This window comes from Marinobacter vinifirmus, from assembly GCF_002258215.1.
Classification (GTDB): domain Bacteria; phylum Pseudomonadota; class Gammaproteobacteria; order Pseudomonadales; family Oleiphilaceae; genus Marinobacter; species Marinobacter vinifirmus.
In genome coordinates this window covers 122,114-143,548 of the sequence record NZ_NEFY01000003.1, presented here as the reverse complement: position 1 = coordinate 143,548, position 21,435 = coordinate 122,114, and the positions used below count along the sequence as shown (strand labels likewise).

The following is a 21,435-nucleotide window of genomic DNA, read 5'->3' as shown; positions in this document are numbered from 1 at the left end:
CTTTGTCAGCCAGACCTGACAGCCGGCACTGAACCCGATATCCTCGCAAGACGTAACACTCCCTGTGCAACCCAACGGAGAGAGCAGTATGGACATCGGCGATATGCGTCGGGATTTTGAAAGTGAAGGGCTGGATCGCGAACACCTGAGCGACGACCCGGTTTTGCAGTTCCAGGCCTGGTTTGAAGATGCCCGCACCGCAGGCATTCTTGAGCCCAACGCCATGTCGCTGGCCACCGCCGGTACCGACCAGATGCCGGACCTGCGCACCGTGCTGCTGAAATACTTCGATAACCGGGGCTTTGTGTTCTACACCAATTACGGCAGCCGCAAGGCGCTGGAACTGGAGCAGAACCCCAAGGCAGCGCTGCTGTTTCCCTGGATCGGCCTGAACCGTCAGGTACGTGTTCAGGGGCCGGTGGAAAAGGTCAGCAAGTCGGAATCCCTGAAATACTTCGCCTCCCGGCCACGGGGCAGCCAGATTGGCGCCTGGGTATCGGAGCAGAGCAAGGCGATTACTTCCCGGGGCCTGCTGGAACAGAAAGTGGCGGAGATGAAACGCAAGTTCAGCTCCGGCGAAATTCCCCTGCCCAGTTTCTGGGGCGGTTACCGGGTGGTTCCGGAGCGGATTGAATTCTGGCAGGGGCGGCCAAGCCGGCTGCACGATCGCTTCGAATACGTGAGAGAGGGTGATGGCTGGACCATCCAACGCCTGCAGCCCTGACCGGCCCCAGATCTGGCTGTGTCACCAGATCCAGCGGGACCTGCCCGCACCGCCGGAGTGGATGACCCGTTTTGAGGCCGACACCATGGCCCGGCTAGAGGGTGTCCGCAGGCGGGAATTCCTGGCCAGCCGCTGGCTGATGCGACAGGGTATCAGCCAGGCCAGCGGCACGGCTCCCGAGCATTGCCAGCCCGTGGACGGACGCCCGGTGGCGACCGTTTCTCCCCCGCACTGGTGCCTCAGCCTCAGCCACAGCCGGGAGCTGGCGGCCGTGGCCACGGCTGGCCGGCCACTGGGCATTGATATTGAACCGGGCCAGCGCAAGCCGGACTGGACCGGCGTGGCCAGGCGCTGGTTTTCGCCGGTGGAGCAGGAGTGGCTGTTCCGGGCCGATGATCCTTTTTCTTTCCTGCAGGTCTGGACTCTCAAGGAAGCCTGGCTGAAAGCCACAGGGCGGGGCATTGCCGGCAACCTGCAAACCCTGGAAGTACGCAAGAACTTCGAACTCTACGGCGACCAGCCTGATGGCCTCTGGCAGGCCAGCTGTTTCTCTGCCGAAGGCTTTGTGATTACTCTGGTGCACCAGGCGTCCACCGATGGCAACCGCACGCTGTGGCCGGACATCACCCTGCTGGAGCCGCCGGCGGACGACTTTGCACTGACCCCGGCGCGGCCAACAGACACCAGTTGGGAACCCCTGTTCCAACGCATAATCCGCGCCAGGCGCTGACCCGGAGGCCCAATGAGCACAACCCGCGAACGCTGTCCCTGGTGCGGAACCGACCCGCTCTATGTGCACTACCACGACACCGTCTGGGGTCGCCCGGAATATGATGACCAGGCGCTGTTCGAAAAGCTGTGCCTGGACGGCCAACAGGCCGGCCTGAGCTGGATCACCATTCTGCGCAAGCAGGAAAGCTACCGCGCCGCCTTCGCCGGCTTTGATCCGGAACAGATCGTGCGCTTCACCGAGCAGGACCAGGCCCGGCTGCTGGAGAACCCCGGTATTATCCGCAACCGCCTGAAAGTGCAGTCCATTATCCGCAATGCCCGCAGCTACCTGGCGCTGAAGGAGCAAGGCATCGGCTTTGCCGATTTTCTCTGGCAGTTCGTGGAGCACCAACCCCGGCAAAACCACTGGCAAACCATCGAACAGGTACCGGCCACCACCGCAGAATCCGAGGCCATGTCCCGGGCCCTGAAAAAAGCCGGTTTCAATTTTGTCGGCCCAACCATCGTGTACGCCTTTATGCAGGCTACCGGTATGGTGAACGATCACCTGGTCACCTGCCCGGCCCATCGGGAATGTCTCGAACTGGCCCGATGATCCCGACGGGCATGGCAAGCGTAAATCTCCCTGTATCGCAATTCAGGGAGCTATACCGTGCGAATAATTCTCAATGAACTGAAACCGAGGCAGCGGTCGTGATCGCCGTTGCCCGCCTTGCCATTCTGGTCGGCATTGCCGGCCTGGTTCCGTTTATTACAGGGGTTGTCGGCCTGTTTGCCCTGCCCGCCAACAGTGTCGCTATTCTCGGTTGGTTCTATCTTTACAGCGCCGGGATACTTGCCTTCATGGGAGGCATTTACTGGACCATGGCGTTGCAGCTGGAGAACCGCTCCTACCCGCAATCGCCACTGGTAACCATGTTGCTAAGCCAGGTCTTCTTTGTGGGCGCGGGGCTGGGACTGTTGTTGCCCACACCCCAGAAAATCCTGCTCTACACCGTGGCCTTCGCCTTACTGTATTTGGTGGATGCGCGCTGGATGCGCCAGTACTGGCCGGCCTGGTACCTGAAATTGCGACTGCTGCTGACGGTGGTGGTATTGCTCTGCCAACTGACGGTCGGCGCCTGGTTCTGGCTGTTGCACGGCGGCTGAAGGGAAAGAAAACGGGGGAAGGAAAGGTGATCGGCCACGCCCGGCCATAATAACTCGCCAGAGGCGAGACGGCCGACCGGGCGCCCGATCAGGAGGCAAGACGTCCTCCATCACCCGCAAGCGAAGCGACCGGTTCCGCTTGCGGGCAATTCTTCAGGCGGTGGTTGCCGCCACGATAGCGTATTCGTGGTTGTGGGGCTCGATGAGCGCCCCGTGCAGGGCCACAATCGCCTGGTTGTAATGGTCTTCGTCAATCACGAACTGGATATCCACCTGGCGCATGCACTGGTGAATGGCCAGCACGCTGATTTCCTTGTCTGCCAGCGCCTTCACAGAGCGGGCCAGGATGCCGGGCACCTTCATATCACTGCCACAGGCTGACACCAGGGCCACCTTGCGGGTGCTGACTTCGGCATTCGGAAACTCTTCTTCCAGCGCCTTGACCACTCGCTTCACATGCTTGAGCGTGGTGCCCACATAGTGGGTGATGGTGTTGGCGTTGGTGTCCTTCGACATGAAGCGCACCTTGAAGCGGGTCAGCACGTCCAGGATCTTGCGATCCGAGCCGGGCTCGCCCTGCATGTCCTGGTCGAACACTTCGATGGCAAACACACCCTTGGCGCCGGCAATGATTTCAACCTGCGGTTTCTCGCTGATGTAATCACCGGTAATCAGGGTGCCGGTATGCTCCGGCTCGAAGGTGTTCATCACCCGCAATGGAATCTCGTTCTGGCGCAAGCCCTTACCGGCCCGGGGGTGGATGGCTTCCATACCCAGGTTGGCCAGCTGATCCGCCACGTCGTAGTTGGTACGACCCAGGGGAACTACCTTGTCTTCACCCACCACTTTCGGGTCGGCGGAGCTCAGGTGATATTCCTTGTGGATGATGGCTTCGCGAGCGTTGGTCATCACAGCCACCCTGCTGAACGTCATCTCGCTGTAGCCACGATCGAAGGTGCGCATCAGACCTTCCTTGCACTGGGCGTAGCCGGTCACAATCGGCAGTTCACGGCTCAGGTCGATGCTGTCGAACGCCTGCTTCAGCTTTTCGTCCAGCGGCAGCAGCTCGGCATCACGCCAACCGGTCAGGTCGACAAAGCGGGCATTAATGCCCTCCTGCTGCAGCTTCAGGGTGGTGTTGAACGCACTGTGCGCTTCGCCGATACCCGCCAGCATTTCCCGGACAGTCAGCAGATGCTCTTCAAGCTGGAACTGACCGTAGGAACACAGACGCTGCAAGTCGATCAGGCAGCCCCGAACACCTTCGATACGGTCGGTGATGAACTGGTCCGCCTGCTGCTTGAGCATCGGGTCTCTGAACAGCTCGCCGTTGATGTCGGTCAGCAACTGGATCAGCTTGGTGAGGTCGTCACCCCAGGCCCAGTCCGATTCGGCATCGGCAAACAGGGCGTAAACGCCCGGCTCGCCGGTTTTCTTGTGTTCCAGCAGTTCGTTGGTTACGCCGCCATAGGCTGAAACCACGAAAATCCGCTGGTAGAGGTCGCTCTTATTGCGCTCGCCAATAATGATATTGTCGCGCACGGCCTCGTAATTACTCATTGATGTACCGCCAATTTTCTCGACGGTGTGCTGTGCCGTAGTCATATCCTTGCCTTCGTAATCTGCGTTTTGGAAAGGTGGGGGAAACGGGCGTCTTACGACGCCTCGTTCACACCTTCCTGCATGATCTCGTCAACAGACTCGGCCAGCAGTTTCGCGCCCAGACGCAGGTCATCTTCGCTGGTGGTCAGCGGCATCAGGCACTTGACCACTTCATCGTTCGGACCACTGGTCTCGATGATCAGGCCCTTCTCGAAGCAGCGCTTGGTGATCGGACCGGTCACGTCTGCATGCTTGGCTTCGATACCACGCATCAGGCCACGGCCTTTCATCGAGAACTCACCCGGGTACTTGTCGCAGATCGCCTGCAGGGCATCGCCCAGCACCTTGGTCTTGGCCTTCACTTCGTTGGCGAAGGCATCGTCTTTCCAGTAGGTTTCTACCGCAGCGCGGGCCGTTACGAACGCCATGTTGTTACCACGGAAAGTACCGTTGTGCTCACCGGATTCCCACACGTCCAGCTCCGGCTTGAACAGCACCAGCGCCATCGGCAGGCCATAGCCACTCAAGGACTTGGATACCGTCACGATGTCCGGCTTGATGCCAGCGAATTCAAAGCTGAAGAACTCGCCGGTCCGGCCGTTACCCGCCTGGATGTCATCCACAATCAGCAGGATGTCGTGCTTCTTGCACAGCTCGGACAAGCCTTTCAGCCATTCAGCGCGGGCCGCATTCAGACCGCCTTCACCCTGAACGGCCTCAACGATAGCCGCCGCCGGCTTTTCAACACCGGAGGAGCTGTCAGACAGCACCTTGTCCATGATGTCCAGGGTGTCTACGTCTTCACCCAGGTAGCCGTCGTAGAACATGAAGTCCACGTGGCCCAGGGGTACGCCTACACCACCACGGTGATGTTCGTTACCAGTGGCGGCAACGGCACCGGCCGTTACGCCGTGGAAACCGTTAGTGAAAGAAATGATGTTGGTACGGCCTTTCACCTTCCGGGCCAGCTTCATGGCCGCTTCCACACAGTTGGTACCGGTGGGGCCGGTGAACTGCATCTTGTAGTTCAGGCCACGGGGATCAAGGATGTACTTCTTGTACGATTCCATGAAGTCGTGCTTGGCGGTGGTGAACAGGTCCAGGCCCTGGCTCACACCGTCTGCCTCGATGTACTCGAGCAGTGCTTTCTTCAGGACATCGTTGTTGTGGCCGTAGTTCAGGGAACCGGCACCGGCCAGGAAGTCCAGGTACTGTTTGCCGTCTTCGGTGTACAGGTGCGCGTTCTTGGCACGGTTGAAAATCACCGGAAAGGCACGGGAATAAACACGAACTTCGGATTCAGTAGACTTAAAAATTTCCATTGTCTTGCCTCTTAGCATGTCAGGTTCGAGGTAAATGCGCGGTGGCCTGCTGGTAAAACGTGTCGGTCGCAACAGGCCCGCCGTGCGTTGATGTCAGCCATCTGGCAGGCCCACCTCGGGTGGCCTGCCGGCTGTTCAGATTCGCAGTCAGCGATTCACATGTTGTGAATCAGGGCTCTCAGACAGGCTTCGTGAAAGGCCCGATGCGCAGCAGGAACTCAGAATCGTGCTTGCCGCCAAAGTGGGTCTCTTTCTCGAAGTGCTCGTGATAGGTGAGCTCGGCTCCCAGATCACGGGCAAATGAGCGGAACAGCGCCCAGGAAGCCTCGTTGTCTTCGGTAATCGTGGTTTCCAGGTGCGTGACGTTCTTGCACGCGTCCCGGCCTACGATTTCCTTAAGCATCCGCTTGGCAAGGCCCTGGCCACGACCTTTCTCGTGTACCGCCACCTGCCAGACAAACACGGTCTCGGGCTGTTGGGGAGGGATGTATCCGGAGATAAAGCCGACCAGATCGCCGTCCTTCTCCGCCGCCACGCCGGTCTCGGCAAAGTGGCTGCACTGCAACAGGTTGCAGTAAATCGAGTTGGGGTCCAGCGGCGGACATTCCGCAACCAGCTGGTGGAGCCTGAAGCCATCATCCTTGGTAGGTTTGCGCAAGGTGATGGCGGTGGTATTCGATCCTTCTGATGTCATAACGTGATCAATTCGCTTCGAAAGTTAGGGCTGAATTATATAGACCACAAAATATATTTCAAGTCGGCCCTCTCTGGCTACCGCCCTCCCTGGCGCTGAAAGGTGCCAATAGCCTCTTGGCCAAACTCTTTTAACCTGATGTTTTTTATAGATTACTTTGACAATTTACCGTAAAACCCCGAATGAGTGCCCACCCAAAGCTAAAGAGCCGAAACCAAATTGTTTAGGCCTCCAAACATCAGCGCTGCTAACCGGCAATTCGGTTAACCTGTTCGATGAACGACGGCGTCAGCACGTCCACCACTGGGCGATCCCCTTCCCGGCCCGCCACCGCGGGCGCATCCTGCTCGGTCATGACAATCACCGGCTGATCAGACCACTGCAGCAACTGCAGTTCGCCATCGGTTGTTTCCACCAGGGCCGAGCAGTGCTCAACCCAGTCACCATCATTGCAGTATAGACCGTCCTCGCCACGCAAGAAGCCGGCAGAATGAATATGTCCGCAAATAAAACCATCGAAATCGCCCTTCTCCGCGGCCGTCAGTGCTGCCAGTTCAAACCGGCGAATAAAGGTTCTGGCCTTACCTATGCGGCTTTTGATCCAGGCCGCCAGCGACCAGTAGGGTTTGCCCTGCAAACGGCGCAGGGCATTGAACCAGCGGTTCAACCGCAGCAGCAGGCCGTGGGCATGGTCACCCACCAGCAACATCAGGGGGCTGCATCGCACTACCTGGTCGAACTGGTCACCGTGGCATACCAGGAAACGCCGCCCATCCGCGGTGGTATGCACGGCCTTGTAGAGAAGCTCCACACCGGAGAGGGTCTGGCCACAGAAGCGGCGGAAGAATTCATCGTGGTTACCGGGCACATAGACAACGCGGGTGCCGGTGGCGGCCAGCTCCAACAGTTTGTGAACAACCTGCCGATGGCTTTCCGGAAAGTGGGCCCGGCGCTGCATGGCAATCAGGTCGACGATGTCGCCTACCAGGTACAGGGTGTCGCACCGGATGGTATTGAGGAAATCCAGCAGTTGCCCGGCCTGGCAATCCGCTGTGCCAAGATGGACATCCGAGATGAAGACGCTGCGATAATTGCCCATGGTGCCTCCTGCATTGTCACGCCAGCCGTCAGAGTGCAGGAAAAACTCTGACAAGGCCGGGTGACACGCAGGTGACAACCACGAGACAGTTAGATGAAGGCCGGCGCGGAGCTGCTGAAGCCCCGCACCGTCAGAACCCGCTCAGCGCAGATCCGGATTGAGGGTGTAGGTACCGGTTACCCGGGCACTGGCCAGCACATGCCCGGCCATGGCCTGGCGCACGTCGTTGCCGTCAAATTCGCCATCCAGGCCCAGCGTTTCCACATCCAGCGCATGCACTTCGTAGTGGTAATGGTGGATGATCTCATCGTTCCAGGGCGGGCAGGGGCCGTCGTAACCGGCGTAGGTACCGGCCATGTCCGGATTGCCGGCCAGGAACTGGGTGTAGTTATTCACACCGCGCACCCCGATCGGGCCGGGGCCGTGATCCTTGCCCTTGGGGCTGACGCCGTCACTGTCCTCACCTTCCGGGATGCGAGCAACGCTGGCCGGGATGTCCACCAGCAGCCAGTGGAAGAAGTCTACCCGGGGCAGGTCCGCCGCTACGGTCTTGCCTTCCTGGTTCACATCGTCGGCCACGCTGGGCACATCCGGGTCAAACATCACTACCACAAAGCTTTTGGTGCCCTCCGGCGCGCCTTCCCACACCAGTTCCGGGTTCCGGTTGGGGCCAAAACTCATGTGGTCCTGTTCACTGAACACACCAAACGCGAACTTTTCGGGAATCGGCTGGCCGTCCGCAATGCCTTTGACTTCCAGTTTCACAGTGGTTCTCCTGTTAGCAGGGTTATGGTCCAAGCCTCTGTGGGCGTTTACCCTAAAGTGCCGCATGGCATCGGATTAATCAATCGCGACCAGGCCCAACGAGGCAGCAAAAAGCCACTTTCGTTGAATTGTCATGCCGGAACTACGACGTTAGTATTAGCCGCCTCCAGTCAGGGACTGGACAAAGTCAGTGAGGACAGCCAAGCGTTTTTCGCCGAAAGAGCGCTTGGCTCTCTTCACTTCAAGGCGATCGTTATGGAAAACCTGCACCACATCGTAGTTGTCGGCGGTGGCGCCGGCGGCCTGGAACTGGTCACCCGGCTGGGCAACAAACTGGGCAAGAAACACAAAGCCCGCATTTCCCTGGTCGATGCCGGCCTGACCCACGTCTGGAAACCCCTGCTGCACGAGGTCGCGTCCGGTTCCCTCGACGCCAGCGCCAACGAAATCAACTACCGCGCCCACGCCCGCAAGCACCATTACGAATTCCAGCTTGGCCGGATGAGCGGGCTCGACCGCTCAGCCAAGGAAATCGTCATTGCGGCCTTCCACGATGACGAAGGCAATGAAGTGGTGCCGGAACGCCGCATCCCGTACGACACCCTGGTGATTGCGGTAGGCAGCACCGCGAACGATTTCGGCACTCCGGGTGCCCAGGAGCACTGCCTGTTCCTGGACAGCCTGCGCCAAGCACGGCGCTTCCATAACCTGATGCTCAATGCCTTCCTGCGCAAGAATCATGAAGCCTTGCAGGGCAAGCCCCACAGCCTGAACATCAGCATCATCGGGGCCGGCGCCACGGGTGTGGAACTGGCTGCGGAGCTGCGGCTGGCATCGAGGGAACTACCGGTATACGGCATGAACCACCTGAAGTCATCAGACGTTTCCATCAGTGTGATCGAAGCGGCTGACCGCATTCTGCCGGCACTGCCTGGCCGGCTGTCTGCCGCCGCAACCCGGGAACTGCAGCGCCAGAAAGTGCAGGTATTGACCGGCCAGCCGGTCAGCGAAGTACGGGAGAACAGCCTGGTGATGAAAGACGGCACTGAACTGCCGTCCGAGATGACCATCTGGGCCGCCGGTATCAAGGCTCCGGGTTTTCTGGCCGACCTGGACGGGCTGGAGGCCAACCGCGGCAACCAGCTGATGGTAGAACAGACCCTGAAAACCACCCGGGACGACCACATCTTCGCCTTCGGTGATTGCGCAGCCTGCCCGCAACCGGATTCTGACCGACCGGTGCCTCCACGGGCCCAGGCCGCCCACCAGCAGGCAGATACCCTGTTCGAAACCCTGTGTAACCGGCTTGAAGGCAAGGAAGCGGTACCCTTTGTCTATAACGACCACGGCTCACTGATCAACTTCAGCAAATACACCACCGTTGGCAACCTGATGGGCAACCTGTCTGGCCGCAGCATGTACATTGAAGGCAAGGTGGCCAGGCTGTTTTACGTGTCCCTGTACCGGATGCACCAGGTCGCGCTGCACGGGTTTGTGCGTACGGGCATTATCTGGCTCATGGACAAGATCAGCCGGGCCATGCACCCGCGCCTGAAGCTGCACTGAGGGGAAATTGCCGTACTGGAGCGGGCGATGGGAATCGAGCCCACGTCACCAGGTTGGGAACCTGAAGCTCTACCATTGAGCTACGCCCGCCGGCATAATGTCTGTTCAAGCAATATAAGCCCGCCGCCATGGCCGGGCAAGCCCCTTTAGTTGGAGTCTGATGGATCCCACCTTCACCCTGATCGGCGCCCTGATGCTGGTTTTCAGCATCGTGCTCAGCCCCCTTTCCAGCCGCGTTGGCATGCCTGTGCTGCTGGTCTTCCTGGTGGTGGGCATGCTGATGGGCGAGGACGGGCCCGGGGGTATCGAGTTCGATAATGTCGAACTCGCCTTCCTGATCGCCAACCTGGCCCTGGGTGTCATCCTGCTGGACGGCGGTATGCGCACCCGGGTGGACACCTTCCGGGTTGGCCTGAAACCCGCCATGATGCTGGCCACCGTGGGTGTCGCCCTGACGGCGGGCGGAGCGGCAATCGTTGCCTGGTGGGTGTTTGACCTGCACTGGCTGATCGCCTTGCTGATCGGTGCCATTATCTCCTCCACCGATGCCGCTGCGGTTTTCTCCCTGCTTCAGGGCCGGGGACTGCACCTTAACGAACGGGTCAGCGCCACCCTGGAAATCGAATCGGGCAGCAACGACCCGATGGCTATTTTCCTGACCCTGATGCTGGTTACCCTGATCAGCCAGCACCAGGACGGTGCCTTTGCCTCCGGCCTGCTGATGCTGGTCCAGCAATTCGGTATCGGAGCGCCGGCGGGCATTCTGGGCGGCTTTGCCATCGTCGCCCTGACCAACCGGATGCGCCTGACGCCCGCCCTTTACCCCCTGTTAGTGGCCGCAGCCGGCATCGCCGTGTTTTCTGCCACCAACGCCATTGGCGGTAGCGGTTTTCTCGCCATATATCTGAGTGGCGTGGTGATCGGTAATCGCCACGTGCGAATGATGCCCATGATCCTGCAGGTACACGATGGCCTGGCCTGGCTGGCCCAGCTGTGTCTGTTCCTGATGCTGGGGCTGCTGGTGAACCCGTCTGACCTGGTACCCCTGGCTGGGGGCGGCCTGATTCTGGCCTTTACACTGATCTTCGTGATTCGCCCGCTGACGGTTCTGCTGACGCTCTGGCCCTTCGGCTTCAACCGCCGGGAACTGGGCTTTATCAGCTGGGTGGGCCTGCGGGGCGCGGTACCAATTGTCCTGGCCCTGTTCCCGATCATCGCCGGTCTGCCGGATGCCCAGCTGGTGTTCCATGCCGCGTTCTTCATCGTGCTTGTGTCGCTTGTGGTACAGGGCACAACCATGGCGCCGCTGGCCCGCAAACTGAAGCTGGAAGTTCCAGCCGGCGAAGACCCTTACCGGCGCCTGCCCCTGGATGCCCCCGCGGCGGGCGACCACGAGCTGATGCTGTTCCCGCTCCGGGGCCAGAACTGGGAATCACCGAAACGGCTCGGGCAGCTGCGGCTTCCGGACAACACCGCCGTTGCCGGGGTCTTCCGGAATCGCCAGTGCCTGCAGCCCACCAAAGACCTGGAAGTCTCGACCGGAGACGTCGTCGCCATGTTCGCCACACCTGCGGTACTTCCGGAACTTGGCAAGGCCCTGAGTGGCCGGCAGGCACCGAAGCACCTGGCCGAGCGTGCCTTCTTCGGTGACTTCGTGCTCAATGGCGACGCCTTGCTGGGGGACGTAGAGCAGGTGTACGGCATCGAATTCGATGAATTTCCACCGGATCTTTCGCTCGCAGAATGCTTTGCCAAGCGCACCAAGGGCCACCCGGTAGTGGGCGACAAGGTCATTCTGGGCCCGGTCACCCTGGTAGCCCGTGCCACCGAGGCAGACCGGGTAACCAAGGTGGGCCTGAAGATGGATACATCACAAAATGACTAAGCAGGCACCCCGGCGCCAAAAAATGTAACAAAACCCCTTATCAATCCGCCTGCCCGCTGTGTTATAAACTGCATGAACAATGTTTAACCATTGGATATCCATCGCCGGCGCCATGATTTTTCGAGCTTTTCTGATCGTTTTTGTAGCACTCCTTACCCCCTTTGCCGGGGCTACCGAGCTGTTAGCCCGGGCCGACACCCGGATGACTCCGGCTATCCCGGAACCCGGGCTGGCTGACCACTTCGAAATTACCCAGGTGGTAGTGAATAAAGGCGAGCGCCGCCTGCACCTGCTCAGTGGCGATCGCAAGGTGCGCAGTTACCGGATTTCCCTGGGCGACAACCCGGTCGGCCACAAGCTTTATGAAGGCGACTCACGCACTCCGGAAGGCGACTACACCCTTGACTGGCGCAACCCGGAGAGCGATTTCTACAAATCCATCCATATTTCCTATCCGAGCCCGAAAGACCGGGAGCTGGCACAGGCCTGGGGGCTCGACCCGGGTGGCAGCATCATGATTCACGGCCTGCCCAACGATGTCGGCGACATGGCCTTTGCCTATGTGGGGCTGGACTGGACAGAGGGCTGCATTGCCGTGACCAATGAAGAGATGGATGAGATCTGGGCCCTGGTTAACGACGGCACCCCCATCCGGATCATGCCCTGACCCCGGTACGTTCATGACACGCCGATTAAGTTGTTGTCATAAGCTAAGAATTTTTACCTATCCTCAGTTAACATTTTGCTTCATAGTGTTTTACACTGTTTAACGACTCCGGTAGTCACTGCCTATCGGGCATAGCTGACAGGAAGTCGTCTATACTGACTTCTGGATCACAGGAAATAAAACGACCAATAAGGGGATTTACCATGCGTAAACTGACGATCGCTGGGTTTGCACTGGCCACTGCTCTGACTGCAGGTTGTGCCACCACTGACCAGGCTGCTATCGACGAAGCCAATGCAACTGCAAGCTCCGCTGAGCAGACTGCCAACAACGCTCTGAACACTGCTAACAGCGCTGCAAGCGATGCTCGCACTGCTCAGCAGACTGCTGAAGAAGCCCTGGCTGCTGCCCGCGCTGCTCAGAAGTCCGCTGACGAAGCGAACGAGCGCGCCAAGCGTATGCTGGAGCGTGCCAGCCAGAAGTAAGGCTGACGCAAAGCAGAAAAAGGCCGGTTCAACCGGCCTTTTTTGTGGGCGATTGAAAAGTCAGGAAGTTACTGATCCAGCTTGCCAGGTGCCTTGCTTCCGGACTGATTGTCCAGAAAATTCTTGATCATATCCATCGGCAGCGGGAACACGATGGTGGACGAGTTGTTATTGCTCATATCCGCCAGCGTTTGCAAGTACCGCAGCTGCATGGCCCCCGAGTTGGCCGACATCACTTCTGCCGCCTCAACCAGTTTCTTTGAAGCCTGCAATTCACCTTCGGCATGAATAACCTTGGCCCGCCGCTCCCGCTCAGCCTCGGCCTGCCGGGCGATGGCGCGTATCATCGATTCGTTCAGGTCTACGTGCTTGATTTCCACGTTGGCCACCTTGATACCCCATTCCTCGGTCTGGGCATCGATGATCTCCTGGATATCCGCATTCAGCTTGTCACGTTCTGACAACATCTCGTCCAGGTCGTGTTTACCCAGCACCGAACGCAGAGTAGTCTGGGCCAGCTGGCTGGTCGCCGCGCCATAGTCTTCCACCCGGATAATCGCCTTTTCCGGATCCACTACCCGGAAATACAGCACGGCGTTTACCCGCACGGTCACGTTATCCTTGGAGATCACATCCTGGCTGGGCACATCCAGCGTGATCACCCGCAGGTCTACCCGAACGATCTGCTGGATACCGGGAATCACGATAATCAGGCCAGGCCCTTTTACGCCCTGGAAGCGCCCCAGGAAGAACACCACGCCACGCTCGTATTCGGGCAGGATCTTGATCGCTGACCCGAGGATCAGCAACAGCACCACGGTGGGTGCGAGATAGGGAATGAAATCACCCAGATTCATACGGCCTCCTTGTATTGCCTGTGATTGTTCTACCTTGCGTCAGACCCGGGCTCTACCTGCAGGGTCAGCCCGTCGATGCCGGTTACCCTGACTTCCATGCCGTCCGTAATGGCCGAATCGCTGCGGGCATTCCAGCGCTCGCCACTGACCCGCACATGGCCAAGGAACTGGTCATGCTCCGGCTTGAAATCGTCCAGCGCCAGGCCATGTTCATGGACAATCTGCTCGCTGCCGCTAACCGGGTGCCGGCGCCGCAGGCCGATAAAGCGGGTGACTGTCCACAGCATAAAGCCGCCAGCCACCACCGCTGTTCCGCCAATGGTGGGCAGGGAAATCTGCCGGTGGCTGCCATCCATCAGGATCACCGAACCGGTCACAAAGGCGACAATGCCGCCAATACCCAGTATCCCGAAGCTGGGCACAAAGGCTTCCCCCACAATGAATGCCAACCCCAGCATAATCAGCGCCAGGCCGGCGTAATTCACCGACAGTACCTGGAAGGCAAACAGTGCCAGCACCAGGCTGATGGCGCCGATCACGCCCGGCACCACGGCCCCCGGGTTAGCCAACTCAAAAATAATGCCGTAGAAGCCGATGATCATCAGGAAGTAGGCCACGTTGGGATCGGTGATCACCGACAACAGGCGGGTGCGCCAGTCCGGCTCGGCCCGAACCAGTTGCAGCCCGGCGGTTTCAAGGGTGCGCGGGCCAGAGGCCATCTGCACGGTGCGACCGTCAACGGCGGACAACAGGGCTGCCAGGTCCGGAGCCACCACATCGATCACGTTGAGCTCAAGCGCCTCACTGGACCCCAGGTTTACCGCCTCGCGCACAGCCTCTTCCGCCCAGTCACCGTTGCGGCCGTGGCGCTCGGCCAGGCCACGGATATAGCTGACGGCATCCTCCAACACCTTGCGTTCCATAGCGGTGTCACCACGGCGTTTTTCCGGTTCAGCGCTGGTGTCTTCGGTTTCGCCGGCGTCTTCAGGTGCATCGTCTGCAGGGGAAGGAGATTCTGGTTCCGGAGAGCCGGGCAGGCCGCCCATCTGTACCGGCGTGGCAGAGCCCAGGTTGGTGGCGGGCGCCATGGCCGCGATGTGGCTGCCGTAGAGGATATAGGTGCCGGCGCTGGCTGCGCGGGCGCCCTGGGGCGAAACGTAGGTGGCAACGGGCACGCCGGAGGCAAGGATGGCCTTGATGATCTCCCGCATGGAGTCCATCAGGCCACCCGGGGTGTCCAGCTCCAGGATGACCAGCCCGGCATTATCCTGCTCGGCCCGGCGAAGACCCCGGGTTACGTAATCCATGGTGGCGGGGCCAATGGCACCTTCCACGGTCAGCACCAGGGCAGTTCCGCGCCGTTCCTGCTGGGCCAGTACCTGCCATGACAGGCTGACCAGTAACAGCAGGGCTCCGGCCAGGAACACCAGCCCCCAGAAGGTTGCCCTCCGGTGGCTGGATCGACTCTGGAATGGCGGTGCGTGCATCATGCCCTCCGGTCGGGATGGTCAGAACATGCGCGCCAGAACGGCCTCCGGCAAGCGCCTGATAATGAAACCCAGCGGTGCCCAGGGCCAGGTCGGCACAAAGTGCTCGGCCTTTCCGGCTTCTATGGCTTTCACCATAGCACGGCACCCGGTCTGTGCATCCACAATAAACGGTGTGTTCTTCACCTTTTCGTTGATCTCCGTGCGAATGTATCCCGGGTACAGGGTGAGAAGGGGCCTTGTTCGATCCCGCCACGCTATCAGAAGTACAGCGTCTGTCCGGGGTCGGTTTTTTGTTCTTGTGGCGGTTCGGCGCTCTTCTCAGCGGCCATCTGCGTGAGCTTTTCGCCAATCATGGTGGGAATGCCATCGGCCTGGTCTACGGCAATCTCTATAGACTGTCGCCGAACCTGCACGTCCGGATGTTCCTCAACAAAGGTTTCGACTTTTTCGAACACCTGCTGCCAGAGCTTGTCGCGATCCTCGGCGGTGTAATCTTCCCGGGGCCGGTGCACTTCCAGCCAGACCTCGCCACCCGACAGGCCGACCTTCACCGATTCACGGATCACCCGCACCGGAGTGCCTTTCTCCACCTGGTAGACAAAGCGGGAGATATCCTCGTTGTACATGCGAAAGCAGCCATGGCTGACCGCCATGCCGACACCGAACTGCTTGTTGGTGCCGTGAATCAGGTAGCCTTTCTCACTCAACAACAGGGCATGGGAACCCAGCGGATTACCCGGGCCCGGGGGAATCATCCGGGGCAGGAAATCGCCGGAGGCTTCGTACTCGGCCCGGATACTGGCCGGCGGATACCAGGCCGGAGACTCCAGCGGCATGGTCACTTCGGCGTTGGTCAGCGGTGAGGGATTTTCCTCGGTACCCACGCCTACCGGATACACCTGCACGCCATCTTCCGCAAAGTAGTAAAGACGGTATTCGGCCAGGTTGATCACGATGCCCTTGCGCGGCACATCCGGCAGCACATACATACGGGGCAGGGTAATTACCGAGCCGTCCCCCGGTAGCCAGGGATCCACGCCGGGATTGGCTTTAACCAGTTCCAGGTAGCCCAGCGCCAGTTCGTTACCAATGCCGGCAAAGGTGTCTTCATAGGCGGTGGTGAATACCTGCAGCTCCCCCGCCAGGTCACCGTTCAGGGGAAAGGTTGGCACCCGCGGAGACCGGTCGATTTCTTCCATTGCATCTTCCTGCTCCCCGGGCCCGGGTTCCGGCGCAGGCTGGGCACTGGCCTGCATGCCAAGGCTGGCAAGCAACAGCACCAGCAGCCACGAGAAACGGTACTTCAACTGCATCATCTTTGTTTCCTGTTCAAAATCCTGCCACACCAGAAGACCGGCGAAGGCGTCAGGAGTTCATCAAGGTTGTCCAAATGGTAACCGCCGCCAGCGCCACAAACAGAATACTGGCGCTGATCCGCGCGGTGGCCAGGGGCAGGCGCTCCATCAGCCAGCGACCTGCCAGAATAACCGGTACATTGGCAATCAGCATACCAACGGTGGTTCCGATAATAACCCAGAATGTCTCGGTATACCTTGCCGCCAGTACCACCGTGGCGATCTGGGTTTTGTCACCGATTTCGGCCAGGAAGAACATGATGGTGGTGGCCATGAAGGCCCCCATGCCCAGAAACTTCGAGTCGTCGCTGTCGTCTTTATCCGGCACCAGCAGCCACAGGGCAATGGCAATAAAGCTCACGGCAAGAATCCAGGGTAGCCAGGCTGCCGGAATCTGTGCCGCCACCCAGGCGCCAATCCACGCGGACAGCGCATGGTTAAGCACCGTAGCAACCAGGATGCCCAGGATGATCGGGGTACGGGTGGCGTAGCGGGCAACCAGGAACAGCGACAACAGCTGGGTTTTGTCACCAATCTCGGCAATGGCTACGGCAAGGGTCGATGCGAGAAAAGCATCCATTCAGAAAGGCCTCCGGTGGGTAAATTTATATGAAAACTCAGCTGCGCATCTTCCAGACCGGGATGGCGGCTACCGCTACGAATACTGCTACCAGCCACCAGGCCGACTGGAACGCGGAAAAGGTAGGAAGCCCACCCTGATGCTCCCCGAATTCGATGGTCAGCGCCACGATGTTAACACCCAACGCGCCGCCCAGTTGCCGGGCAAAGTTGATGGTGCTGGAACCCGCCCCCATCAGCTCCGGCGGCAGGGGATTCATCGCCCCGGTAGACAGCGCCGGCAGCATGAAGCCGATGCCGATCCGGCCCAGAATGGCCCAGAATGCCAGCCAGCCAAAGCCCACCAGGTGCCCGGTGACCGCAAACAGCACCGCCGACAGGGCAAACACTACAATACCAAACAACACCAGGCTGCGGGCACTGCGCCGGTCAGCCAGCCGCCCGGCCAGCGGGAAGGTCATGCCCAGCACGATACCGGCCGGCAACATCAGCAGGCCAGCCTCGGTTGCGGAGAAGCCGAGCGTGGTCTGTACAAACAGCGGAATCAGGTATGTAGAGCCAAACAGCGCCAGGCCCAGTGCCATGGCACCCAGGGTGGCAAACAGGAATACCGGACGGCGCAGCAAGTCCAGTTTTATCAGAGGATAACGGGCCGTGCGGGCACGGAACAGGAATGCCGCCAGCAGGGCAACCGCGACCATGCCCTGAACCAGCACCCGGACTTCCTGGCCTGTCAGTTCCTGCAGGCGGGTCAGGGTGTCCAGGGTCAGCGCGATCAGGCTGCCCAGCAATGCCAGGCCGAGAAAATCGAAGGGATAATTGGCCGGCCGGGAGCGGGGTAATGGCAGAAAACGCCAGGCCATCCACACCCCGAGCAGGGTTACCGGGGCCGGGGCGTACATTACATAGCGCCAGTTGAACTGGTCCACCAGAAAACCGCCCAGTACCGGGCCCAGGGCGGGAGCCAGGATCACACCCATGCCATAGATACCCATGGCCTGGCCACGCTGTTCAGGCGGGAAGATACGGAACACCAGGAACATGCCCATTGGCTGCATCAGGCCCGCCATCGCGCCCTGGCCCACCCGCGCGGCGATCAGCTGGCCGGGAGTTTCGGCAAAGCCACCGATCACCGAAATGACGGTGAACATGGCCATGGCACAGGCCAGGGTGAGCCGCACACCGAACCGATCCAGCAACCAGGTGGAAGCCAGCATGGTGGTGGTCATGGCGGCGATAAAGCCGGTCGCCAGCCAGTGCACCTGCCCCTGACGGATTCCGAACTCCATCATGATGTCGTGCAGGGCAACGTTGACCACTGTGGCGCTGAGCACCGTGGCCATGGTACCCATCACAACCGTGATGACCGCCAGCCAGCGCCAGCGGTCGCCGTATCGAGCCTTCAGGCCCTCGACCGAATTATCCGCCAAGGGTTACTTCTGCTTTTCAGCGTTTTCCATGATCTTGTGGAACACCTTCAGGGTGCACTCGAGATCCTTGTCGGAAATCCCTTCAAGCATCTCCTCCCGAAGGTCGGAGGCTCTCTGGGTCAGCTCTTCCATAAAGTCCACACCGGCCTTGGTCAGGTGCAGGCGACGGGCCCGGCGGTCGTTCGGGCAAGGGCGGCGCTCAATCAGGCTCTGCTGTTCCAGGCTGTCGAGCAGGCGCACCAGGGTCGGGTTCTCGATGGCCATGAGGCTCGCCAGTTCGCGCTGGGTCAGGCCTTCGCCACCTTCCTGCAGGTAGAACATGGTGCTCCAGCGGGCCTGGGTAACACCGAGGTCTTTCAGGCGTTCATCAAGCATTTTACGCCAGCGGCGGGTAACCCGGGCAACGGCAAAGGGGAACTGTTCTCTCATGACAATCTACTCCTGAGGCTGATCTGCTCCGGGGCAAACCACGCCCGGGCAAGAACTGACGAAAACTTACTATTGCTGAATATTCACCAATAGTATGCTAATCGTTGATTTAAATACAGATACCGAAGTGAAAATATAATCGGTGATAACCGAAAGTTTCAGCAAGTTGCGTCAGCCAGCCTGGCGCAACTCTTCCTGCATCTCTTCCACTTCCGGAGATTCGTGGAAATCCTCGTTCCGCGGATCCAGCTCGGCCAGTACCGGCGAAGCCTCCGGCATGGCGGGCACAAAGTGCTCCTGATCCTCGACCGGAACATCCTCGGTGTGAGTAATGCGGTAGCTGGTGATTACAGCCAGGACCAACAGGAAACCGGCATTGCCGTAGAACAGGCCCGACGGCCCCAGCTGGTTGATCAGCTCGGCCATGGCGATGGGCCCGATGACACTGCCAATGCCATAGCTCAGCAGCAGGGTGGCACTGGCAGCCACGATACGGTTGCTGTCCATACGGTCGTTGGCAATAGCCACAGCAATCGGGTACAGGGTGGCAGACAGCCCGGTAAACAGCCCCACCAACAGGGTCAGCAAGGCCAGGTTGCCGGCGCCCAGCACCGCCACACCGCCCGCCGAACTGGCAGCCGCCAGGGCCACCCAGAACATCACGCGACGACGGTCAAAGCGGTCGCACACCCGGCCCAGCGGCCAGGCCAGCAGCATGGCGGCAACAATGGCACTGGCCATAAAGGTGGACGTTTTCGCCACATCCAGCCCCACCAGCGTGGCGTAGACCGGCCCGAGGGCATAGAAGCCACCTATCAGCACCCCGCTGACCAGCGCCCCGGCAACCCCGGAGAAAGATTCCCGGGCCAGCTTGAACACCGACATCCGGGCAGTTTGCTCGATCACCGGCGCTTCCATACGGGTCAGGGACAGCGGAATCAGGGCCAGGGCCAGTAAAATAGCGGCCAGTGAAAACGGCAGGAAGTTGGCCGGGTCACCCACATTCACGATCAGCTGGCCGCCGGCGGCGGACAGGTAGAACACAATCTGGTACACGGCAAACATGGCGCCGCGATTACTGTTGGTGGCGCGGCTGGAGAACCAGCTTTCGATCACCACCAGAACGCCGGCCACGCTGAAACCGGACAATACCCGCAACACCGCCCAGAACAGGGTGGATACCGCCATCGGATACAACAGTGCGGCCACCGCAGCCATCGCCGCAAACACCGCAAACGCACGGATATGGCCGACCCGGCCAATAATCTTGTGCACATACAATGTGCCCAGCACAAAGCCGATGGAATAGCACACCAGTACCCAGCCGATCACGTCCGGAGACACCTGCTCGATACTCAGCCGGATACCCAGCAGAGTCATAAGGAAGGCGTTGCCGCTGACCAGGAGCACAATGCTCATGATCAAGGCAGACAAAGAAACGACCATTCGGGTCATCGGCAACTCCGGCTGGGAAATCTGGATTGGAATCAATAAAAGATAGCAGCCTTAAAAGTTGCTGCAGACAGGTATTTAACCAGCCACACCAGGCCGGCACCACTAGGCACTTGCCGAAACCGAAGGCGCTGCTGGCGCCCCGTTTGACAATGTTTTACATTAATGGGCCGTAACACACCCCGGTGACGGGAGCGGGTAACATGAATGCCACGCAAATTACTGGATCGTGAGCGCCTGGTTATGAAGAAAACGGACTGGCCCATTCGCTGGGATCTGCTGCTTCGCTATCGACTCATCGAAACCATCGCACTGTGGGAAGGTCGGCTGACCACCAACCACATCTGCCACAGTTTCGGAATCGGCCGGCAGCAGGCTTCCAAAGACATCAATACCTACCTGCGGGAGCTGGCACCGGGCAACCTGGTCTACGACCGGCACCTTAAAGGCTATGTCCCCGCCCGGGATTTCAAACCGGTGGTCACCCATGGCCAGGTCAGCGAATACCATGACCTGCTGGCCCGCCAGCAAAGGCTCGGGGCCACCTTCTCAGAGCTGGATCTGGGCCTGCCCGGCAACACCGTGGTCGTGGAGCCCTGCCGCCACGTTGCGCCGGAAACCATGCGTGCGGTGGTAACCGCAACCCGTTACCGCCGCCAGCTGCGCGCCAGCTATATTTCCCTGAGCCGCCCAGAAGCCGCTGAAAGCCTGCTGGAACCCCATACCCTGGTGTGTACCGGCAATAACTGGCACGTTCGCGCCTGGTGCCATGCCAACCGCGAGTTCCGGGACTTTGCCCTGAGCCGTTTCCAGGGGCACCCGGAAGCCCTGCGCCAGAAAGCCCGGCAAACCGCCGGCCAGGATGACGACTGGCAGCGCATGGTAAGCCTGGAAATTACCCCCGACCAGCGGCTGACCGAAGCCCAGCAGCAGATCATTGCCAATGACTACGGCATGGAACAGGGCAGGCTGCACCTTGAAACCCGCGCCGCCCTGGCACCCTATGTGCTGGCACGCATGGGCATTACGCTGGATAACCTGCACCCGGACCCGCTGGTGCAACAGGTGGAACTGGCCAATCCCGACCAACTCGGTTTTGGCAGCAAACGGGAACGGGCACTCAAAGCGGTTGCCGGTCTCTGCTAGACTGGCC

The 21,435-nt window shown here is 59.9% G+C and carries 22 protein-coding genes and 1 tRNA gene; 9 read left to right on the top strand and 14 right to left on the bottom strand.

The genetic code is table 11. The features are described from left to right. The first annotated feature begins 88 nt into the window (after positions 1-88). From pdxH to B9Q17_RS05150, 4 genes are all read left to right on the top strand, one after another. Positions 89-724 carry a pyridoxamine 5'-phosphate oxidase gene (pdxH, locus tag B9Q17_RS05165; protein WP_094624383.1) on the top strand — a complete coding sequence of 212 codons (636 nt, stop codon included), beginning with the start codon at positions 89-91 and terminating at the stop codon, positions 722-724. Continuing rightward, positions 693-1,454, top strand: a complete 762-nt coding sequence (locus B9Q17_RS05160; protein ID WP_094624382.1) for a 4'-phosphopantetheinyl transferase family protein — start codon at positions 693-695, stop codon at positions 1,452-1,454. The genes pdxH and B9Q17_RS05160 overlap by 32 nt, the downstream gene beginning before the upstream one ends. Before the next feature lie 12 nt (positions 1,455-1,466). Continuing rightward, positions 1,467-2,051 carry a DNA-3-methyladenine glycosylase I gene (locus B9Q17_RS05155; RefSeq protein WP_094624381.1) on the top strand — a complete coding sequence of 195 codons (585 nt, stop codon included), beginning with the start codon at positions 1,467-1,469 and terminating at the stop codon, positions 2,049-2,051. A gap of 98 nt (positions 2,052-2,149) precedes the next feature. Beyond that, entirely contained in the window at positions 2,150-2,605 is a 456-nt protein-coding gene (locus B9Q17_RS05150; RefSeq protein WP_094624380.1) for a DUF3429 domain-containing protein, read from the top strand. A 153-nt stretch (positions 2,606-2,758) separates the two neighbouring features. On the opposite strand, the gene B9Q17_RS05145 is transcribed toward B9Q17_RS05150, so the two are convergent. From B9Q17_RS05145 to B9Q17_RS05125, 5 genes are all read right to left on the bottom strand, one after another. Further along, positions 2,759-4,210, bottom strand: a complete 1,452-nt coding sequence (locus tag B9Q17_RS05145) for an aspartate kinase (protein WP_094624379.1) — start codon at positions 4,208-4,210, stop codon at positions 2,759-2,761. Between the two features lie 50 nt (positions 4,211-4,260). Next, a complete protein-coding gene (gene ectB / locus B9Q17_RS05140) occupies positions 4,261-5,529 on the bottom strand; it encodes a diaminobutyrate--2-oxoglutarate transaminase (RefSeq protein ID WP_094624378.1) in 1,269 nt (422 codons plus the stop codon). A 178-nt stretch (positions 5,530-5,707) separates the two neighbouring features. Beyond that, positions 5,708-6,223, bottom strand: coding sequence for a diaminobutyrate acetyltransferase (gene ectA / locus B9Q17_RS05135; protein ID WP_022990503.1), 516 nt, complete (start codon positions 6,221-6,223; stop codon positions 5,708-5,710). 247 nt (positions 6,224-6,470) lie between these two features. Then, entirely contained in the window at positions 6,471-7,322 is an 852-nt protein-coding gene (locus tag B9Q17_RS05130; protein WP_094624377.1) for a UDP-2,3-diacylglucosamine diphosphatase, read from the bottom strand. A 141-nt stretch (positions 7,323-7,463) separates the two neighbouring features. Continuing rightward, positions 7,464-8,087 (bottom strand): YbhB/YbcL family Raf kinase inhibitor-like protein, encoded by a 624-nt coding sequence (locus B9Q17_RS05125; RefSeq protein WP_094624376.1) that lies wholly within the window; start codon positions 8,085-8,087, stop codon positions 7,464-7,466. A gap of 255 nt (positions 8,088-8,342) precedes the next feature. On the opposite strand from B9Q17_RS05125, the gene B9Q17_RS05120 reads away from it, so the two are divergent. Beyond that, the gene (locus tag B9Q17_RS05120) at positions 8,343-9,653 is read left to right on the top strand and encodes an NAD(P)/FAD-dependent oxidoreductase (RefSeq protein WP_094624375.1); all 1,311 of its coding nucleotides are present in this window, start codon (positions 8,343-8,345) and stop codon (positions 9,651-9,653) included. Between the two features lie 16 nt (positions 9,654-9,669). Here the strand turns inward: B9Q17_RS05120 and B9Q17_RS05115 are convergent. Then, positions 9,670-9,743: transfer RNA gene (locus B9Q17_RS05115), tRNA-Gly, on the bottom strand. A gap of 70 nt (positions 9,744-9,813) precedes the next feature. On the opposite strand from B9Q17_RS05115, the gene B9Q17_RS05110 reads away from it, so the two are divergent. From B9Q17_RS05110 to B9Q17_RS05100, 3 genes are all read left to right on the top strand, one after another. Further along, positions 9,814-11,538 (top strand): potassium/proton antiporter, encoded by a 1,725-nt coding sequence (locus tag B9Q17_RS05110; protein WP_094624374.1) that lies wholly within the window; start codon positions 9,814-9,816, stop codon positions 11,536-11,538. 112 nt (positions 11,539-11,650) lie between these two features. After that, on the top strand, positions 11,651-12,205 hold the full coding sequence (locus B9Q17_RS05105; RefSeq protein WP_094624550.1) for a L,D-transpeptidase family protein: 555 nt from the start codon (positions 11,651-11,653) through the stop codon (positions 12,203-12,205). A gap of 203 nt (positions 12,206-12,408) precedes the next feature. Beyond that, positions 12,409-12,690, top strand: a complete 282-nt coding sequence (locus B9Q17_RS05100; RefSeq protein ID WP_058342253.1) for an Lpp/OprI family alanine-zipper lipoprotein — start codon at positions 12,409-12,411, stop codon at positions 12,688-12,690. A 68-nt stretch (positions 12,691-12,758) separates the two neighbouring features. Here B9Q17_RS05100 and B9Q17_RS05095 read toward each other — a convergent pair whose 3' ends face one another. From B9Q17_RS05095 to B9Q17_RS05060, 8 genes are all read right to left on the bottom strand, one after another. Beyond that, complete coding sequence (locus tag B9Q17_RS05095; protein ID WP_094624373.1) at positions 12,759-13,547, bottom strand: slipin family protein; 789 nt, start codon at positions 13,545-13,547, stop codon at positions 12,759-12,761. 29 nt (positions 13,548-13,576) lie between these two features. Next, positions 13,577-15,034 (bottom strand): NfeD family protein, encoded by a 1,458-nt coding sequence (locus tag B9Q17_RS05090; RefSeq protein ID WP_094624372.1) that lies wholly within the window; start codon positions 15,032-15,034, stop codon positions 13,577-13,579. 21 nt (positions 15,035-15,055) lie between these two features. Further along, complete coding sequence (locus B9Q17_RS05085) at positions 15,056-15,220, bottom strand: SDR family oxidoreductase (protein WP_244177317.1); 165 nt, start codon at positions 15,218-15,220, stop codon at positions 15,056-15,058. A gap of 74 nt (positions 15,221-15,294) precedes the next feature. Continuing rightward, positions 15,295-16,350, bottom strand: coding sequence for a L,D-transpeptidase family protein (locus B9Q17_RS05080; protein ID WP_094624549.1), 1,056 nt, complete (start codon positions 16,348-16,350; stop codon positions 15,295-15,297). Positions 16,351-16,402: 52 nt separating this feature from the next. Further along, positions 16,403-16,972, bottom strand: a complete 570-nt coding sequence (locus tag B9Q17_RS05075) for a TMEM165/GDT1 family protein (RefSeq protein ID WP_094624371.1) — start codon at positions 16,970-16,972, stop codon at positions 16,403-16,405. 37 nt (positions 16,973-17,009) lie between these two features. Beyond that, the gene (locus B9Q17_RS05070) at positions 17,010-18,401 is read right to left on the bottom strand and encodes a DHA2 family efflux MFS transporter permease subunit (RefSeq protein WP_094624370.1); all 1,392 of its coding nucleotides are present in this window, start codon (positions 18,399-18,401) and stop codon (positions 17,010-17,012) included. A 3-nt stretch (positions 18,402-18,404) separates the two neighbouring features. Next, a complete protein-coding gene (locus B9Q17_RS05065; RefSeq protein ID WP_058342248.1) occupies positions 18,405-18,830 on the bottom strand; it encodes a MarR family transcriptional regulator in 426 nt (141 codons plus the stop codon). Between the two features lie 171 nt (positions 18,831-19,001). After that, positions 19,002-20,285 carry an MFS transporter gene (locus tag B9Q17_RS05060; protein ID WP_058342247.1) on the bottom strand — a complete coding sequence of 428 codons (1,284 nt, stop codon included), beginning with the start codon at positions 20,283-20,285 and terminating at the stop codon, positions 19,002-19,004. A 204-nt stretch (positions 20,286-20,489) separates the two neighbouring features. On the opposite strand from B9Q17_RS05060, the gene B9Q17_RS05055 reads away from it, so the two are divergent. Further along, positions 20,490-21,428 carry a helix-turn-helix transcriptional regulator gene (locus B9Q17_RS05055; RefSeq protein WP_474539699.1) on the top strand — a complete coding sequence of 313 codons (939 nt, stop codon included), beginning with the start codon at positions 20,490-20,492 and terminating at the stop codon, positions 21,426-21,428. Positions 21,429-21,435: the final 7 nt, after the last annotated feature.

Coding starts and splice junctions, on each gene's coding strand:
- B9Q17_RS05055 (WP_474539699.1), top strand. CDS start 20,490: ATGCCACGCAAATTACTGGATCGTGAGCGCCTGGTTATGAAGAAAACG.
- B9Q17_RS05110 (WP_094624374.1), top strand. CDS start 9,814: ATGGATCCCACCTTCACCCTGATCGGCGCCCTGATGCTGGTTTTCAGC.
- ectA (WP_022990503.1), bottom strand. CDS start 6,223: ATGACATCAGAAGGATCGAATACCACCGCCATCACCTTGCGCAAACCT.
- B9Q17_RS05060 (WP_058342247.1), bottom strand. CDS start 20,285: ATGACCCGAATGGTCGTTTCTTTGTCTGCCTTGATCATGAGCATTGTG.
- B9Q17_RS05075 (WP_094624371.1), bottom strand. CDS start 16,972: ATGGATGCTTTTCTCGCATCGACCCTTGCCGTAGCCATTGCCGAGATT.
- B9Q17_RS05095 (WP_094624373.1), bottom strand. CDS start 13,547: ATGAATCTGGGTGATTTCATTCCCTATCTCGCACCCACCGTGGTGCTG.
- B9Q17_RS05120 (WP_094624375.1), top strand. CDS start 8,343: ATGGAAAACCTGCACCACATCGTAGTTGTCGGCGGTGGCGCCGGCGGC.
- B9Q17_RS05130 (WP_094624377.1), bottom strand. CDS start 7,322: ATGGGCAATTATCGCAGCGTCTTCATCTCGGATGTCCATCTTGGCACA.
- B9Q17_RS05080 (WP_094624549.1), bottom strand. CDS start 16,350: ATGCAGTTGAAGTACCGTTTCTCGTGGCTGCTGGTGCTGTTGCTTGCC.
- ectB (WP_094624378.1), bottom strand. CDS start 5,529: ATGGAAATTTTTAAGTCTACTGAATCCGAAGTTCGTGTTTATTCCCGT.
- B9Q17_RS05100 (WP_058342253.1), top strand. CDS start 12,409: ATGCGTAAACTGACGATCGCTGGGTTTGCACTGGCCACTGCTCTGACT.
- B9Q17_RS05065 (WP_058342248.1), bottom strand. CDS start 18,830: ATGAGAGAACAGTTCCCCTTTGCCGTTGCCCGGGTTACCCGCCGCTGG.
- B9Q17_RS05105 (WP_094624550.1), top strand. CDS start 11,651: ATGATTTTTCGAGCTTTTCTGATCGTTTTTGTAGCACTCCTTACCCCC.
- B9Q17_RS05145 (WP_094624379.1), bottom strand. CDS start 4,210: ATGACTACGGCACAGCACACCGTCGAGAAAATTGGCGGTACATCAATG.
- B9Q17_RS05155 (WP_094624381.1), top strand. CDS start 1,467: ATGAGCACAACCCGCGAACGCTGTCCCTGGTGCGGAACCGACCCGCTC.
- B9Q17_RS05160 (WP_094624382.1), top strand. CDS start 693: ATGGCTGGACCATCCAACGCCTGCAGCCCTGACCGGCCCCAGATCTGG.
- B9Q17_RS05090 (WP_094624372.1), bottom strand. CDS start 15,034: ATGCACGCACCGCCATTCCAGAGTCGATCCAGCCACCGGAGGGCAACC.
- pdxH (WP_094624383.1), top strand. CDS start 89: ATGGACATCGGCGATATGCGTCGGGATTTTGAAAGTGAAGGGCTGGAT.